Origin of the sequence: Phaeovulum vinaykumarii (assembly GCF_900156695.1) — a bacterium.
Classification (GTDB): Bacteria; Pseudomonadota; Alphaproteobacteria; order Rhodobacterales; family Rhodobacteraceae; genus Bieblia_A; species Bieblia_A vinaykumarii.
In genome coordinates this window covers 95,810-111,341 of record NZ_FTOM01000004.1, presented here as the reverse complement: position 1 = coordinate 111,341, position 15,532 = coordinate 95,810, and the positions used below count along the sequence as shown (strand labels likewise).

The 15,532-nt window shown below is 69.4% G+C and carries 13 protein-coding genes and 1 riboswitch; of the genes, 5 read left to right on the top strand and 8 right to left on the bottom strand.

The window, feature by feature from the left end:
• Positions 1 to 47 precede the first annotated feature (47 nt).
• Positions 48 to 926: a hypothetical protein gene (locus BW949_RS10060; RefSeq protein WP_076365693.1), complete on the top strand. Its 879-nt coding sequence runs from the start codon at positions 48 to 50 to the stop codon at positions 924 to 926.
• A 104-nt stretch (positions 927 to 1,030) separates the two neighbouring features.
• Here BW949_RS10060 and BW949_RS10055 read toward each other — a convergent pair whose 3' ends face one another.
• From BW949_RS10055 to BW949_RS10025, 7 genes are all read right to left on the bottom strand, one after another.
• Entirely contained in the window at positions 1,031 to 1,969 is a 939-nt protein-coding gene (locus tag BW949_RS10055) for a 2-hydroxyacid dehydrogenase (protein WP_076365691.1), read from the bottom strand.
• Between the two features lie 58 nt (positions 1,970 to 2,027).
• Entirely contained in the window at positions 2,028 to 3,167 is a 1,140-nt protein-coding gene (gene rodA, locus BW949_RS10050; RefSeq protein WP_076365689.1) for a rod shape-determining protein RodA, read from the bottom strand.
• Positions 3,168 to 3,187: 20 nt separating this feature from the next.
• Positions 3,188 to 5,134 carry a penicillin-binding protein 2 gene (gene mrdA / locus BW949_RS10045; protein WP_076365687.1) on the bottom strand — a complete coding sequence of 649 codons (1,947 nt, stop codon included), beginning with the start codon at positions 5,132 to 5,134 and terminating at the stop codon, positions 3,188 to 3,190.
• A 15-nt stretch (positions 5,135 to 5,149) separates the two neighbouring features.
• The gene (locus tag BW949_RS10040; RefSeq protein WP_076365685.1) at positions 5,150 to 5,689 is read right to left on the bottom strand and encodes a rod shape-determining protein MreD; all 540 of its coding nucleotides are present in this window, start codon (positions 5,687 to 5,689) and stop codon (positions 5,150 to 5,152) included.
• Positions 5,686 to 6,624 (bottom strand): rod shape-determining protein MreC, encoded by a 939-nt coding sequence (gene mreC, locus BW949_RS10035; RefSeq protein ID WP_076365683.1) that lies wholly within the window; start codon positions 6,622 to 6,624, stop codon positions 5,686 to 5,688. Before mreC ends, BW949_RS10040 begins: the two co-directional genes overlap by 4 nt.
• A gap of 259 nt (positions 6,625 to 6,883) precedes the next feature.
• Positions 6,884 to 7,921: a rod shape-determining protein gene (locus BW949_RS10030; RefSeq protein ID WP_076365681.1), complete on the bottom strand. Its 1,038-nt coding sequence runs from the start codon at positions 7,919 to 7,921 to the stop codon at positions 6,884 to 6,886.
• Positions 7,922 to 8,112: 191 nt separating this feature from the next.
• The gene (locus tag BW949_RS10025) at positions 8,113 to 9,732 is read right to left on the bottom strand and encodes an FAD-dependent oxidoreductase (protein ID WP_076365679.1); all 1,620 of its coding nucleotides are present in this window, start codon (positions 9,730 to 9,732) and stop codon (positions 8,113 to 8,115) included.
• 229 nt (positions 9,733 to 9,961) lie between these two features.
• A riboswitch (glycine riboswitch) is annotated at positions 9,962 to 10,053 on the top strand.
• A 153-nt stretch (positions 10,054 to 10,206) separates the two neighbouring features.
• On the opposite strand from BW949_RS10025, the gene gcvT reads away from it, so the two are divergent.
• The 3 genes from gcvT (at position 10,207) to gcvP (ending at position 14,749) form a co-directional block, all read left to right on the top strand.
• Positions 10,207 to 11,334: a glycine cleavage system aminomethyltransferase GcvT gene (gene gcvT / locus BW949_RS10020; RefSeq protein ID WP_076365677.1), complete on the top strand. Its 1,128-nt coding sequence runs from the start codon at positions 10,207 to 10,209 to the stop codon at positions 11,332 to 11,334.
• Between the two features lie 10 nt (positions 11,335 to 11,344).
• Entirely contained in the window at positions 11,345 to 11,698 is a 354-nt protein-coding gene (gcvH, locus tag BW949_RS10015) for a glycine cleavage system protein GcvH (protein WP_076365675.1), read from the top strand.
• 216 nt (positions 11,699 to 11,914) lie between these two features.
• Positions 11,915 to 14,749: an aminomethyl-transferring glycine dehydrogenase gene (gene gcvP, locus BW949_RS10010; RefSeq protein ID WP_076365673.1), complete on the top strand. Its 2,835-nt coding sequence runs from the start codon at positions 11,915 to 11,917 to the stop codon at positions 14,747 to 14,749.
• A gap of 32 nt (positions 14,750 to 14,781) precedes the next feature.
• Here gcvP and BW949_RS10005 read toward each other — a convergent pair whose 3' ends face one another.
• Positions 14,782 to 14,994, bottom strand: coding sequence for a hypothetical protein (locus BW949_RS10005; RefSeq protein WP_076365671.1), 213 nt, complete (start codon positions 14,992 to 14,994; stop codon positions 14,782 to 14,784).
• Between the two features lie 75 nt (positions 14,995 to 15,069).
• On the opposite strand from BW949_RS10005, the gene trxC reads away from it, so the two are divergent.
• Positions 15,070 to 15,504: a thioredoxin TrxC gene (gene trxC, locus BW949_RS10000; RefSeq protein ID WP_076365669.1), complete on the top strand. Its 435-nt coding sequence runs from the start codon at positions 15,070 to 15,072 to the stop codon at positions 15,502 to 15,504.
• Positions 15,505 to 15,532: the final 28 nt, after the last annotated feature.

The following is a 15,532-nucleotide window of genomic DNA, read 5'->3' as shown; positions in this document are numbered from 1 at the left end:
ACACGCGCAGGGGACCGGGGCGACCGGGCCGGCAAGGGGTGGGTTGCATGCAGATCGTCTTTCACCTGGGCACGCATTTCTCCGACGAGGGGCGGCTCTTGCGCGCGCTCGCGGCCAATGCCGGCCCGCTCGAGGCCCAGGGCTGCATCGTCCCGCCGCCCGCGCGCTACCGCGAACCCATCCGCGAACTTCTGAACGCGCTGCGTGGTGCGCCGGCCGATGCCACCGCCCAGGAGACGCTTCTCGACACGATCACCGAACATGACGATTTCGCCCGGCTGATCCTCAGCCACGAGAATTTCATGGGCTTTCCGGTGCAGGTCGTCTCGCCCCAGGGCTTCCACGCCCAGGCCGGCCAGCGTCTTCAGGCGCTGTGCAACCTCTTTCCCGGCGCCGAGACCGAGTTCTTCATGGCGCTGGTCAATCCCGCGACCCTGATGCCCGCCATCGTCCGCTTTGCCCAGCGCAAGTACAGCTATGATCAGATCATGGCCGGCCAGCCCCCCGAAGATCTCCGCTGGGCGCCGGTGGTGCGCGAGATGCTCGACGCGATCGGCGGGCGCAAGCTGGTCCTGTGGTGCAACGAGGACACGCCGCTGATCTGGCCCGAGGTGCTGCGCCGCATCGCGCTCCAGCCCCCCGAAGCCGCGTTCGACGGCGATTTCGCCGTGCTCGCCGCGATCATGGCCCCCGAGGGGCTCGAACGGCTCAAGGCCTATCTGGCCAGCCATCCGCCCAAGACCCCCCTCCAGCGCCGCAAGATCGTCTCGGCCTTCCTTGACAAATATGGTCTCCCCGACCGGATCGAGGTCGAGGTGCCGCTCCCCGGCTGGACCGAGGAACTGGTCGAACTGGTCACCGCCCGCTACGAAGCCGACGTGGCCGAGATCGCGGCCCTGCCCGGCGTCGAATTCCTCGCCCCCTGAACGCGTCTTCCCCCGCGCCTCTTTCGAGCTGGCCCAAATATCCCGGGGGTGAATTTGCGCGCGCTTTGCGCGCAAAGAGGGGGCAGCGCCCCCTTCCGCGTGCCTCAATATCCCCGCGCGCGGTCGACCAGATGCAAAAGCGGCAATCCCGCCCGATCCCGCGCAATGTTCTCGGCAATCACCCCCGCCGCCGAAACCGGCCGCGTCTCGGCCGCCACATGCGGGGTCACGGTCACCCGCGGATGCGCCCAGAACGGATGTTCGGGCGGCAGTGGCTCGGTGCGGAACACATCCAGCGTCGCCTGCGCCACCTGACCCGTCTCCAGCGCCGCCAGAAGGGCCGCCTCGTCGATCAGGCTGCCGCGTCCGGGATTCAGGATCACCGCGCCCTTCGGCAGCATCGCCAGCCGCCGCGCGTCCATCAGATCCACCGTCTCGGGGGTCTGCGGCAAGAGAAGCACCAGGATCTCGGCCCGCGCCAGCGCCGCGGGCAACTGCGCGGGACCGGCCAGACACGCCACGCCGTCAATCGCCTTTGGCCGCGCGCTCCAGCCCGTCACGCGGAAGTTCAGCGCCGCCAGCATCCGTGCTGCGGCCGATCCCAGCGCACCCAGCCCCAGCACCGTCACCCCGCGCTCGCGCGCCAGCGGCGGCACGATCCCGTTGCGCCAGACCCCGTCCTGCCCGGCCAGATGCGCGTCGATCCCCAGATGCGCGCGCAGCACATGGCCCGTGACCCATTCCACCATGCCCTCGGTCAGGCCCGGATCGACCATCCGTGTCAGCGGCTGGGTCAGGGTGGGGTTGGCGATGATCCGCTCGACCCCGGCCCAGAGGCTCAGCACCGCGCGCGCCCGCACGAAGGGCGTGAAATCCGACACCGCGCCGCCGGGCGCATAGATCAGGTAATCGACCGTCTCGGGCGCCACCTCGCCGGGCCGGCGCAGCCGTGCGTCGATCCCGCGCGCGGCCAGTTCGCGCGCCAGATGTTCCTCATAGGCGGGCCAGAGCCGGTCAGGCGCGGCAAACAGGATCTCGGGCATGTCGGTCCTTTCGGGGCTCGGGCTCAGGGCTTGGGGTGGGGCAGGGGCGCGGCGCGCCTCAGCGCGGGCGGTGCACATGGGCGCTTTGCACGATGCCGAAGGCCCACAGCAGGATCAACATCGCCGTGCCGCCATAGCTGACCAGCGGCAGCGGCACGCCCACGACCGGCATCAGCCCCATCACCATCGACATGTTGACCGCGAAGAACAGGAAGAAGGTGCCCGCGATCCCGATCGTGACCAGCGACGAATAGCGATCCCGCGCCGACATCGCCGTATGCAGGCAGAAGCCCAGGATCAGCGCATAGAGCATCAGCAGCGAGAACGCCCCCACGAAGCCGAATTCCTCGGCCAGGGTGGTGAAGATGAAGTCGGTGTGCTTCTCGGGCAGGAAGTTCAGCCGGCTCTGGGTGCCCTGCATGAAGCCGCGCCCGCCCCAGCCGCCCGAGCCCAGCGCGATCTGCGCCTGCATGATGTTGTAGCCCGCCCCCAGCGGGTCCGAGCCGGGGTCAAGAAAGGTGTCGATGCGGCGGAACTGGTAATCGTGCAGCAATTGCCAGGGCGTGCCGCGGCTTTCCAGAACGGCAAAGACCAGCCCGCCCACCGCCGCCAGGACGGTTCCGAAATACCACAGGCTGACGCCGGCGGCGAACATCACCACACCGCCGCCCATCAGCAGCAGGATCGCCGTGCCAAGGTCGGGCTGGCGCAGCACCAGCGCCGTCGGCACCAGGATCAGCGCCGCCGCCGCCGCCACCCATTGCGGCTTGGACACCTTGTCGACATCGAGCCAGTCGTAGAAGGCGGCCAGCATCATCACCAGGGTGATCTTCATCAGCTCGGAGGGCTGAAGGCGCAAGGGCCCGATCTCGAGCCAGCGCTGCGCCCCCATGCCGATATCGCCGAACAATTCGACCGCGATCAGCAGCACCAGCGCCACCCCGTAGCCCAGCGCCGACAGGTTGCGCCACAGCCAGATCGGCACGAAGGCCGCCGCCAGCATCACCGCCATGCCCAGGCCAAAGCGCTTCATCTGCGGCTCGGCCCAGATCTCGGGGCGTCCGCCCGAGACGGAATAGAGCATGACAAAGCCCGCCGAGGCCACCGCCGCCAGCAAAAAGACCAGCGGCCAGTTGATGAACAGGATCTTGCGCCAGCCCACCGGCACGGTCTTGAGGTTGCTTTCGAGATAGCTCATCTGCGCTGTCCCCTCCCGCGTCAGGCCCGGCTGGGCGTGGTGTCGGGCTTGAGCCCCGGATCGACCAGATCGAGATCGCGCCGCTCGTTCTCGATGCGCCAGCGCTGGCTGGACGGATAGGCCGAGAGCGGCGGCAGCCCGCCATGCAGCGCAAAGAGCAGGATGTCGCGGGCGATGGGCGCGGCCACCGCCGAGCCGCCGCCGCCATGCTCGACCACCAGCGCCACGGCATAGCGCGGATTGTCCACCGGCGCATAGCACACGAACAGCGCGTGGTCGCGCCGCTCCCAGGGCAGGTCGGCGTTCGAGATCACCCCGCGCGCGCGTTCGGCCGCCGAGATGTTGCGCACCTGCGAGGTGCCGGTCTTGCCGGCCATGCGCATCTCGGCCAGCATGATCTTGGCGCCCTTGGCCGTGCCGCGCGCCGAATTGACCACCATGTCCATGCCGCGCCGCACCGCGGCCAGATGCTCGGGCTTGATGTCGAGCGGCGCGGCCTCGGGGTTCGGGACCTCGACCCCGTCGATCGAGCGCACCACCCGCGGCACGATTTCCCGCCCGCTGGCCAGCCGCGCGGTCATCACCGCCAGTTGCAAGGGCGAGGCCAACACATAGCCTTGCCCGATCGAGGCGTTCAGCGTGTCCCCGATCAGCCAGTCGGTGTCGTAGCGCTCGCGCTTCCAGGCCTTGTCGGGCGCGATCCCCTGCGCCACCGCCGACAGCGGCAGGTCGTGGCGCGTGCCCAGACCCAGCTTGCGCGCCATCTCGGCGATGCGGTCGATCCCCACCTTCTGCGAGATGTCGTAATAGAACACGTCGCAGCTCTGCTCGAGGCTCTGGGTCAGGTTAAGATGCCCGTGCCCGGCGCGCCGCCAGCAGTGGAACTTGCGCCCGCCGACCTCGAGATGGCCGGGGCAATAGACGGTGTCGTCCAGCCCGATCACGCCGGCCTCGAGCGCGGCCAGCGCGCTCACCATCTTGAAGGTCGAGCCGGGCGGATAGAGGCCTTGCACCGACTTGTCGGCCAGTGGGCGGTGATCGTCGTCCTGAAGCGCGCGGTAGTCGCGCGTGGAGATGCCGCGCACGAAGAGGTTGGGGTCGAAGGCCGGTGCCGAACTCAGCGCCAGCAGATCGCCCGAACGGCAGTCGATCACCACCGCCGCGGCGCTTTCATCCCCCAGCCGTTGCAGCGCGTAGTTCTGAAGCCGGTAATCCACGGTCAGCTGCACATTGGCGCCGGGGGTGCCTTCCTCGCGCGACAATTCCCGCATCTCGCGGCCGCCCGAGTTCACCTCGACCCGCCGCGTGCCGGCCTTGCCGCGCAACATCTCCTCGAGCTTGGCCTCGACGCCGGTCTTGCCCAGCTGGAAGCGCGGGATGCGCAGCACCGGGTCGGGATCCTCGATCTTGGACAGGTCGTAATCCGACACCGCGCCGACATAGCCCACCACATGCGCGAAATCGGGTCCGCGCGGATAGAGCCGCGACAGCCCGACCTCGGGGGTGACGCCGGGCAGGGCGGGGGCATTGACCGCGATGCGGGCGAATTCCTCCCAGCTCAGGCGCTCGGCCACGGTGATGGGCGAATTGGGGCTGCGGCGGTGCAATTCGTCGGCGATCTCGGCGGCCTCGTCATTGCCGAGCGCGATCAGACGGCGCAGCCGCGCCAGCACCAGATCCACGTCGCCCGCATCCTCGCGGGTGATGGTGACGCGGTAATTCTGTTCGTTGCCGGCCAGCAGCACGCCGTTGCGGTCGTGGATCAGCCCGCGCGCCGGCGGCAAGAGGCGGATCTTGACCGAGTTGCCTTCGGCCAGCAGGCGGTATTCGTCGGCGCGCTCAAGCTGCATGGCGCGCATGCGCAGCGTCAGCGTGACCACCATCGCCGCCTGGAGCCCGCCCAGCATCAGCCCGCGCCGCGAGATCGTGGCCTGCGAGATGGCGTTGTCGCGTGGCGATCGGCGCATGCGTTCCCCCGTTCCCTAGAGCCGGCGCCCGAAGGCGTCGACCTCGCCCGGCGCGGCGCGGCGCAGACCCAGCAGCAGATGCGACACCCCCACCACCGCCGGATAGGCCGCCACCGTCGCCAGATATTCCAGCAGCGCCAGCCCCAGGGGCGGCTGTGGCACGAACAGTGCGGTCAGGATCAGCCGGTCGGCGACCAGCATCGCCGCCATGACGCCGCTGACCACCAGCCATTCCAGAAGAAAGCCCAGATCGCGCATCCCAGCCTCGCGGGTGCGCAGGATCTCGGTCGCGGCCAGCACGATCGCGGCCCACAGCCCCGGCGGGCGCAGCGTCAGCAGGTCTTCGGTGAAGAAGACCGCCGCAATGGCCAGCGCGGGGACATATTCGGGCCGGCGCAGCAGCCAGGCGAAGGTCAGCGCCAGCATCAGATCGGGGCCGGGCCAGCCGCCCGCGCCCACCGACAAGGGCAGCATCTGCCAGAAGATCAGCACCCCCAGGATGCCGAGATAGAGCGCCTGATGCCACAGCCGCTGGCGGGTGATCGGGTCGATCATGGCGCCGTGCCCCCTGTGGCCCCCGCCTGAGCACCGGCCTGTGCCCCGGCCCCGCCGGTCTCGGCGGCCACGCTCTCGGGCGAGGGCGGGATCAGCGGGCCGGCATCCTCCAGCCGCTCGGCCGGATAGGAGCGCAGCACCCGCAGATAATCCAGCCGTTCGTAATCGGCGGCCAGCCGCACCCGCAGCCGGCGGTCCGAGGCCAGCGCGACCTGGCCCACCAGAAGGCCCGCGGGAAACAGATCGCCGTCGCCCGAGCTGACCACCCGGTCGCCGGGGCGCACCTGGTCGGGATGTTCGATGAATTCCAGCGTCGGCAGCGCGGTGTTGTCGCCCGAAAGGAGCGCGCGTTGCCCCGAGGGCTGGATCGTGACCGGGATGCGGCTTGAGGTGTCGGTCAGCAGGATCACCCGCGCCGTGGTGGCGCCCACCCCCGAGATCCGGCCCACAAGCCCCAGCCCGTCCATCGTCGCCCAGCCGTCCACCACGCCGTCGCGCCGGCCCACGTTCAGAAGCACCGACTGCCGGAAGGGCGAGCCGCTGTCGGCCATCACCACCCCCGAGACCGAGGTCAGCTTGGGGTCGAGCCGCAGCGCGTTCTGCGCCAGCAGCTTGGCGTTTTGCTGTTCCAGCTGAACGGCGGCCTCCTTCCAGGCGCGCATCTGCTGCAATTCGCGGCGCAGCTGCTGGTTCTGTTCGTAGATCCGGCCATAGGACTGGAAGCCCTCGACCATGTTGACCAGCGTCGTCACCGGCGCCATGGCCCAGTCGAAGCTGGGCACGAAGCGGTCCACGAAGGCCACCCGCAGCCGCTCGACGCGCGGGCTGTCGATGCGCCAGGCCAGGAAGATCGCGGTCAGAAGGACAAGCGTCACCACCACGAAGATGCGGCGCAACGGGCGGGCATAGTCGAACTGGTCGTTATCGCGTGCCATCTTGGCCTCGCTCGGGCTTCGCCGGCCGCGGCCGGCGATTGGGCTCGGGATCTGCCGGCCAGGGCCGGCGGAGGGATCGTCCGGCCGCGGCCGGTGAGGGCGCCGCCGGACCGGGCGGGGTCTTGCGCCGCCGCGCCCGACGTCAGGTCACGTCGTCAGGCGCAGCGGAAACGTCTGGCCCCGCCGGCCCCTGACGAGGCGGGCGGGACCAACGGGCCGTTTCGCAGGGGCATCCGGCCGGACCGGCCCCCGCCGCGGATCAGCTGTCGTAGTCGATGACGTGGCGCAGCTGTTTTTCGTATTCAAGCGCCTTGCCGGTGCCCATGGCCACACAATTGAGCGACTGATCCGCGATCGAGATCGACAGCCCGGTCTGTTCGCGCAGCGCCAGGTCCAGCTCGCCCAGAAGCGCGCCGCCCCCCGTCAGCATCACGCCGCGGTCGACGATATCGGCGGCCAGATCGGGCGGCGTCGCCTCGAGCGCGATCATCACCGCCTCGCAGATCTGCTGGACGGGCTCGGCCAGCGCCTCGGCGACCTGGGCCTGGGTGATCTCGGTTTCCTTGGGCACGCCGTTCAGCAGGTCGCGCCCGCGCACCAGAAGGCTGGCGCCGCGGCCGTCATCGGGCATGCGCGCGGTGCCGATGGTGATCTTGATGCGCTCGGCGGTGGATTCGCCGACCAGCAGGTTCTGGTTGCGCCGCAGATAGGAAATGATCGCCTCGTCCATGCGGTCGCCGCCCACGCGCACCGACCGCGCATAGACGATATCCCCGAGCGAGAGCACCGCGACTTCGGTCGTGCCGCCGCCGATGTCCACCACCATCGAGCCCGTGGGGTCGGTGATCGGCATGCCCGCGCCGATGGCCGCGGCGATGGGTTCGGCGATCAGCCCGGCGCGGCGCGCGCCTGCCGACAGCACCGACTGGCGGATGGCGCGTTTCTCGACCGGGGTGGCGCCATGGGGCACGCAGACGATGATCTTGGGCTTCGAGAAGGTCGTGCGCTTGTGCACCTTGCGGATGAAATGCTTGATCATTTCCTCGGCGCTGTCGAAATCGGCGATCACGCCGTCGCGCATCGGCCGCACCGCCTCGATCGAGCCGGGGGTCCGGCCCAGCATCAGCTTGGCGTCCTCGCCCACGGCCAGAACCTGCTTCTTGCCGTCCTTGACGTGATAGGCGACCACCGAGGGTTCATTCAGGATGATGCCCCGGCCCTTGACGTAGACCAGCGTGTTGGCCGTCCCGAGGTCGATTGCCATGTCGGACGAAAAGAGCCCGCCGATACCTGCCATCTTGTCTGCCTCATCCACATAAGAACAAGCGCCCGACTCGGGGGAGGGGCGCGGTTTGCGCACATATAGGCCCGTGGCCGGGGGCGGGGAAGGGAAAATGCCCCCCCGCCGCCTGACGCGGCCGCCGCGTTTCCCGGCGTGCCGCGCAGGGTGGCGGTTATCCGCCAAGGTGCCCGATCGAGCCGTTCGGCCTAGACGTTGCGTTCGGGCGGGAATTTCACGTTGTACTTGGCCATGTAGGGCTCGAAATATTCGCGGAAGGCGGGGAAACCCTCGGCCAGCTTCAGGAAGGCCTCGCGGTCCAGCTCCAGCAGTTTGGTGTCCTCGATCGCGTGAACGGTCGTCTCGCGCCGCGTCGCCCCCAGGATCAGCCGTTCGCCGAAATGCCCGCCGGGGCCGATGATGCGCTTGGAGACCTTGCCGGTGGCGGCGTCCTCCTTGGTCATCTCGACGGCGCCGGAAATCACCATGTAGAACCCGTCCGAGCGGTGCCCGGCCTCATAGACCTTGTCGCCGGCGCGGAAATAGATGTGGCGCACGCCGGGCGGGGTTTCGGTGCGCAGCTGCACCACCGAGCGCGGCGACAGCCCGTCGAGCATCCAGTTCAAGAGCACCTGGATGCGGGTGGCCAGCCCCGGCAGGAACATCAGGTAATAGGAGCGCCACAGCAGCCAGGCCGGAAAGCCGGTCAGCTCGAGGCCCATCACCTGCGCCACGCCGCGCCGCGCCCCCAGCGAGGCCAGCGCCCCGCGCGAGCGATAGGCAAAGGGTTCGAGCGGCGCGCCGTCGATGGCCGCGGCCACGTTCTCGGCCAGGCGCTTGGCCTCGCGCACCGCAAATTGCGCGGTGGGGGGGGCATAGTCGCGCGGGCCCTGCGGCGCATCCGTCAGCGGGATCGACGCGCAATCGCCCAGCGCCCAGATGTTGTCGGTGCCCTCGACGCGCAGCGTCCGGTCCACCTTGATGCGGCCGCGCTCGACCGGCAGGTTCATCCGCCGCACCACCGCCGAGGGCGCATTGCCGATGGTGGCGACGATGGTGCGGGTGTCGATGATCTCGCCCTTGTTGGTGACCAGCTGCGTGCCCGTGGCCGAGGCGATGCCGGTGCCGGTCATGATCTCGATGCCATGCGCCTCGAGCTGGGCGCGCGCATAATCGCCCAGCTTGGGCGACATCTCGCCCAGGATGCGGTCGGCGAATTCCAGCACGATCACCCGCACTTCCTCGGGCTTGATGCCGGGATAGAAGGGCAGCGAGCGGTCGATCAGCTCCTTCATCTCGCCCACGGTCTCGACCCCCGAAAAGCCGCCGCCCACCACGCAGAAGGTCAGCGCGCCGCGCTTGGTCTCGGGCACGCGCGACACCTGGGCATGTTCGAGCTGCTCGATGACATGCCCGCGCAGCCGCCGCGCATCCTCGAGCGTCTTCATCTTGAGCGCATGTTCCTCGAGGCCGGGCATCCGCGACAGATCCACCGACTGGCCCAGCGCGACCACCAGATGGTCGAAGGCGACCTCGGTCGGGCGGCGCTGGATGCCCTGGAAGAGGGTCACGATGCGGCGCTCGAAATCGACGCTTTCCACCACCGCCTTGCGGACATAGACGCCCTTGAGCAGGAAGCGCAGCGGCGAGACCGCATGGGCGGGCGTGATCGAACCCGCGCCGACCTCCGGCAGCAGCGGCTGGAACACGAAGTAGTTTTCCGCGTTGACCAGTTCGATCTCGTAGCCGGCGCCCAGGCGGCGGCGCAGGGCCCGCGCCGCATACATCCCGCCGAAGCCGCCCCCCAGAACCACGATGCGCTTGGTCATGGGCCGATTCTCCTCTGTCACGGGGTCCTGTGTCCTCGATAGCCCCTCGGGGCGCCGATGTCTCTAGCGGTGCGCGGGGCAGGGGGCGGGAAGGGGCCGTGAAATCACCCGCGAAGGGCGGTGTTGCCCCGGCCGCAGCCGGACGCCGGGGCGTCGTCTTTGCGGGCCGATGGGTCGATTTCGTTCCTTCCCTCTTGCCAGCGCCCCCGGTGCCCCTGTAGCAGTGATCGGGTCGGAATCGGGAGAATCCGGGGGCAACCCCGGTGCCGAAGGAGCAACCGCCCCGGTAAACTCTCAGGCGCAAGGGACCGTTCCGACCGAGGACTCTGGAGAGAGGCGCAGCGCGCCCGCCGAAGGGATAACGATCTCAGGCGCCCGCCGGTGCAGGCAGGGCAAGGACAGAGGGGGCATCGACGGCGGCATGGGGCCGCCAGGGATGCCGGGCATTTTCGGCACGACATGGAAGGGGCGGTCATGGCCGGAACGGCGGGATCGGATCACGACGGATTGGCATGCACGGGCCTGCATGGCCTGCATGTGGAGCTGGGCGCCAAGATGGTGCCCTTTGCGGGATATGACATGCCCGTCAGCTATCCCATGGGGGTCTTGCGCGAGCATCTGCACACGCGCGCGGCCGCGGGGTTGTTCGATGTGGGGCATATGGGGCAGGTGATCCTGCGCGGCCCCGACCGGGTGGCGGCGCTGGAACGGCTGGTGCCGGCCGATATCGCCGGTCTGGCCGAGGGCCGCCAGCGCTATGCGCTGTTCACCACCCCCGAGGGCGGCATTCTCGACGATCTGATGGTGGCCAACCGCGGCGATCACCTGTTCCTGGTGGTCAACGCCGCCAACAAGGCCGCCGATCTGGCGCATCTGGCCGCCACGCCCGGCCTCGAGGTCACGCCGGTCACCGACCGCGGGCTTCTGGCGCTCCAGGGCCCGCAGGCCGAGGCGGCGCTGGCCCGCCTGGTTCCCGGCGTGGCCGCGATGCGCTTCATGGATGTGGCGAGCCTTGACTGGCAAGGGGCCGAGCTGTGGATCTCGCGCTCGGGCTATACCGGCGAGGACGGCTTCGAGATTTCCGTGCCGGCCGCGGCGGAACGCGATCTGGCGCGCGCGCTTCTCGATCAGCCCGAGGTGGCACCGATCGGGCTTGGGGCGCGCGACAGCCTGCGGCTCGAGGCGGGGCTGCCGCTGCATGGCCATGACATCGACACCACCACGACCCCGGTCGAGGCCGCCCTGGGCTGGTCCATCGGCAAGGCGCGGCGCACCGGGCCGCGCGCGGGCGGCTTTCCCGGCGCGGATCGCATTCTGGCCGAGCTGGAAACAGGCGCGCCCCGCCGCCGGCTGGGCCTGCGCCCCGAGGGCCGCGCCCCCATGCGCGAGGGCACGCCCCTGTTCGATGCGCCCGAGGGCGGGCGGGCGCTGGGCCAGGTTGCCTCGGGCGGCTTTGGCCCCAGCCTTGAGGCGCCCCTGGCCATGGCGCTTCTGCCCGCAGACATCGCCCCCGGCGCGCAGATCTGGGGCGAGGTCCGCGGCAAGCGCCAGCCCGCCCAGGTCGTGTCGCTTCCCTTCGTTCCGTCCCGTTTCAAACGCTGAGGCTCTTCCGATGAAATACACCGAAGAACATGAATGGCTGCGCCCCGAGGGGGATCTGGTCGTGGTGGGCATCACCGCCCATGCCGCCGAACAGCTGGGCGATGTGGTCTTTGTCGAACTGCCCGAACCGGGGCCGGTCGAGAAGGGCGCCGAGATCGTGGTGATCGAAAGCGTGAAGGCCGCCTCGGATATCGTGGCCCCGCTCGATGGCGAGATCGTCGAGATCAACGAGGCCCTGGCCGAGACGCCCGGCCAGATCAACGAAGCCCCGCTTGAGGCCTGGTTCTTCAAGATCCGGCCCGCCGACCCCGCCGCGCTCGAGGGCTTCATGGACGAAGCCGCCTATAAGGCCCTGATCGGCTGAGGCGCGCCCGCAGTCCCCGTTGCCGGTGGGCCCCGTCGCGCGTGGCCCCCGTCGCGCGCCGCCCTGACGCCGGCGGCGGGGACAGCCCGCGCGCCGTGCCGCCCCGAAAGACCTGTGTCGCGCCCCCGGCCGGGGGCGCGTGCCCTCCGCCTGCATTCGCCGGGGACCGTTCGCACGCGGCCCCGCCCTGTCCCCCCCCGTGCCCGAGGCCATGCGATGACCTTCACGCCCACCGATTATTGCAGCTATGATTTCGCCAACCGCCGCCACATCGGCCCGTCGCCCGCCGAGATGGACGAGATGCTGCGCACCGTGGGCGCCGACAGCCTCGAACAGCTGATCGACGAGACCGTGCCGCCGGGCATCCGCCAGGCCGCGCCGCTGTCCTGGGCGCCCCTGACCGAATTTGCCGCGCTCGAGAAGCTGCGCGCGGTGGCGGCGAAGAACCGGGTGATGACCTCGCTGATCGGGCAGGGCTATCATGGCTGCGTCACGCCGCCCGCGATCCAGCGCAACATCCTGGAAAACCCGGCCTGGTACACGGCCTATACCCCCTATCAGCCCGAGATCGCGCAAGGCCGGCTCGAGGCGCTGCTGAACTTCCAGACGATGGTCGCCGATCTGACCGGCCTGCCGGTGGCCAATGCCAGCCTGCTGGACGAGGCGACGGCCGCGGCCGAGGCCATGACCATGGCCCAGCGCGTGGCCAAGTCGAAGGCGCGGATCTTCTTCGTGGACGAGAACTGCCACCCCCAGACCATCGGCGTCATCCGCACCCGTGCCCGGCCGCTGGGCATTGAGGTGCTGGTGGGCGACCCCGGCGCGATCGAGCCCGAACTGGTCTTCGGGGCGATCCTGCAATATCCGGGCACCTACGGCCATCTGCGCGACTTCACCCCCGAGATCGAGGCGCTGCACGCCGCCGGCGCGGTGGCGGTGGTGGCCTGTGACCTCTTGGCGCTGTGCCTCGTCAAGGAGCCGGGCGCGATGGGGGCCGATATCGCCATCGGTTCGGCGCAGCGCTTCGGCGTGCCCATGGGCTATGGCGGCCCGCATGCCGCCTTCATGTCCTGCCGCGACGCCTACAAGCGCGCCATGCCGGGGCGCATCGTGGGGGTGTCGGTCGATGCCAAGGGCAACAAGGCCTATCGGCTGTCGCTCCAGACCCGCGAGCAGCACATCCGCCGCGAGAAGGCCACCTCGAACGTCTGCACCGCGCAGGCGCTGCTGGCGGTGATGGCCAGCTTCTATGCGGTCTTCCACGGGCCGAAGGGGCTGCGCGCCATTGCCGAGCGAGTGCATTTCACCGCCCAGACCCTGGCCAATGCCCTGCGCGAGGCCGGCGCCCATGTCCGGCCCGGCCATTACTTCGACACGATCACCGTCGAGGTGGGCGTGGGCCAGGCCGGCATCCTGGCCGCGGCCGAGCAGCGCGGCATCAACCTGCGCAAGGTCGGGCGTGACCGCGTCGGCATCACCGTCGACGAGACCACCGGCCCCGAGGTGGTGGCGCGCGTGCTCGATGCCTTCGGCATCCACGAGGCGCCCGAACCCGCAACCGGGCTGGCCTTTCCCGACAGCCTGCTGCGCCAGAGCGCATATCTGACCCACCCGGTCTTTCACATGAACCGCGCCGAATCCGAGATGATGCGCTACATGCGCCGGTTGTCGGACCGCGATCTTGCGCTGGACCGGGCGATGATCCCGCTGGGCTCGTGCACGATGAAGCTCAACGCCGCGGCCGAGATGATGCCGATCACCTGGCCCGAATTCGCGTCGCTCCATCCCTTCGCTCCGGCCGATCAGGCGGCGGGCTACCGCGAGGTGATCGAGGATCTGACCGCCAAGCTGTGCGAGATCACCGGCTATGACGCCTTCTCGATGCAGCCCAATTCCGGCGCGCAGGGCGAATATGCCGGGCTGATGACGATCGCCGCCTATCACCGCGCGCGCGGGCAGGGCGGGCGCAACATCTGCCTGATCCCGGTGTCGGCGCATGGGACCAACCCGGCCTCGGCGCATATGGCGGGGATGAAGGTGGTGCCGGTCAAGGCCATGCCCAACGGTGATATCGACCTCGAGGATTTCGCCGCCCGCGCCGCCGAGGCCGGCGAGAACCTGGCCGCCTCGATGATCACCTATCCCTCGACCCATGGCGTCTTCGAGGAAACCGTCCGCCGTGTCTGCGAGATCACCCATGCCTATGGCGGGCAGGTCTATCTGGACGGGGCCAACATGAATGCGCTGGTGGGGCTGGTCAAACCCGGCGAGATCGGCGCCGATGTCAGCCATCTCAACCTGCACAAGACCTTTGCCATCCCGCATGGCGGCGGCGGTCCGGGCATGGGGCCGATCGGGGTGCGGGCGCATCTGGCGCCCTATCTGCCGGGCCATCCGGCCACCGGCGGCGCCGAGGGGCCGGTGTCGGCCGCGCCCTATGGCTCGGCCTCGATCCTTCTGATCTCGTGGGCCTATTGCCTGATGATGGGGGGCGACGGGCTGACCCAGGCGACCAAGGTGGCGATCCTGGCGGCCAATTACATCGCGGCGCGGCTCAAGGGGTCGTATGAGGTGCTGTTCATGGGCAACCGCGGCCGGGTCGCGCATGAATGCATCCTGGACACACGGCCCTTCGCCGATCACGGCATCACCGTCGATGACATTGCCAAGCGGCTGATCGACAACGGCTTTCACGCGCCCACCATGTCCTGGCCCGTGGCCGGAACGCTGATGGTCGAGCCCACCGAATCCGAGACCAAGGCCGAGCTGGACCGCTTTGTCACCGCGCTTCTGGCGATCCGCGACGAGATTGCCGCCGTCGCCGCCGGCGAGATCGCGGCCGCGGATTCGCCCCTGCGTCACGCCCCCCACACGGTCGAGGATCTGATCGCCGACTGGGACCGCGTCTACAGCCGCGAGGCCGGCTGCTTCCCGCCCGGCGCCTTCCGCGTGGACAAGTACTGGCCGCCCGTCGGCCGGGTCGACAACGCCTATGGCGACCGCAACCTGGTCTGCACCTGCCCGCCCGTCGAAAGCTACGCCGCCGAATGACCCGGTGACGCGCGGCAAAGGCGCCGGGCGTTTCAGCCGATCCTGTCCGGCCGCGTCCTGCGGCCGGGCAGGTCGGCTTCGGTGAAGCTGACGCCATGGGGGGCCAGAAAGGCCGCAAAGCGCGCGATCTTGATCTCCATCGAACAGGTGCCCGCGGCGGTGCTTTCGGCGCGGGCATGGGCGGCGCGCAATTCGGCCTGGCGCGCGGGCGGCAGGTCGCGGAAGGGGATCAGCGGTTCGGTCATGGGGCTCTCGCGGCTCTTGCATTCCGGGCGTCGGGCTCCGATATATTCTGCAACTCGAATATGACGGAGGCAAGAATGTCCGGCGTGAAGATGGTGTGTTTCGACTGTGGGCAGATGAACCGCGTGCCCGCTGACAAGCTGACGGGGGCGGCCAAATGCGGCACCTGCGGGGCGCGGCTGATCTCGGGCAAGGTGGCGGCGCTGGACGGGCCGGTCTTCGAGAAGGCCGCGCGCGGCGACGAGATGCCGCTGGTGGTGGATTTCTGGGCCGGCTGGTGCGGGCCCTGCCGGATGATGGCGCCCGAATTCGCCAAGGCGGCCGAGGCGATGGCGGGCAAGGTGCGCTTTGCCAAGGTCGATACCGAGGCCAACCCGCAGATTTCGGCCAAGATGGGCATCCGCGGCATTCCCGCGCTGATCCTCTATCGCAACGGCCGCGAGGTGGCGCGTGCCGCCGGCGCCCGGCCTGCGGCCGAGATCGTGAAATTCGCGGGCCAAGCGACGGGGTAACCCGTCCGCGTCTTTAAATACTGACGGG

Excerpts from the sequence above, each read along its gene's own strand:
- BW949_RS10060 (WP_076365693.1), top strand. The coding sequence starts at position 48 with ATGCAGATCGTCTTTCACCTGGGCACGCATTTCTCCGACGAGGGGCGG.
- BW949_RS10055 (WP_076365691.1), bottom strand. The coding sequence starts at position 1,969 with ATGCCCGAGATCCTGTTTGCCGCGCCTGACCGGCTCTGGCCCGCCTAT.
- rodA (WP_076365689.1), bottom strand. The coding sequence starts at position 3,167 with ATGAGCTATCTCGAAAGCAACCTCAAGACCGTGCCGGTGGGCTGGCGC.
- mrdA (WP_076365687.1), bottom strand. The coding sequence starts at position 5,134 with ATGCGCCGATCGCCACGCGACAACGCCATCTCGCAGGCCACGATCTCG.
- BW949_RS10040 (WP_076365685.1), bottom strand. The coding sequence starts at position 5,689 with ATGATCGACCCGATCACCCGCCAGCGGCTGTGGCATCAGGCGCTCTAT.
- mreC (WP_076365683.1), bottom strand. The coding sequence starts at position 6,624 with ATGGCACGCGATAACGACCAGTTCGACTATGCCCGCCCGTTGCGCCGC.
- BW949_RS10030 (WP_076365681.1), bottom strand. The coding sequence starts at position 7,921 with ATGGCAGGTATCGGCGGGCTCTTTTCGTCCGACATGGCAATCGACCTC.
- BW949_RS10025 (WP_076365679.1), bottom strand. The coding sequence starts at position 9,732 with ATGACCAAGCGCATCGTGGTTCTGGGGGGCGGCTTCGGCGGGATGTAT.
- gcvT (WP_076365677.1), top strand. The coding sequence starts at position 10,207 with ATGGCCGGAACGGCGGGATCGGATCACGACGGATTGGCATGCACGGGC.
- gcvH (WP_076365675.1), top strand. The coding sequence starts at position 11,345 with ATGAAATACACCGAAGAACATGAATGGCTGCGCCCCGAGGGGGATCTG.
- gcvP (WP_076365673.1), top strand. The coding sequence starts at position 11,915 with ATGACCTTCACGCCCACCGATTATTGCAGCTATGATTTCGCCAACCGC.
- BW949_RS10005 (WP_076365671.1), bottom strand. The coding sequence starts at position 14,994 with ATGACCGAACCGCTGATCCCCTTCCGCGACCTGCCGCCCGCGCGCCAG.
- trxC (WP_076365669.1), top strand. The coding sequence starts at position 15,070 with ATGTCCGGCGTGAAGATGGTGTGTTTCGACTGTGGGCAGATGAACCGC.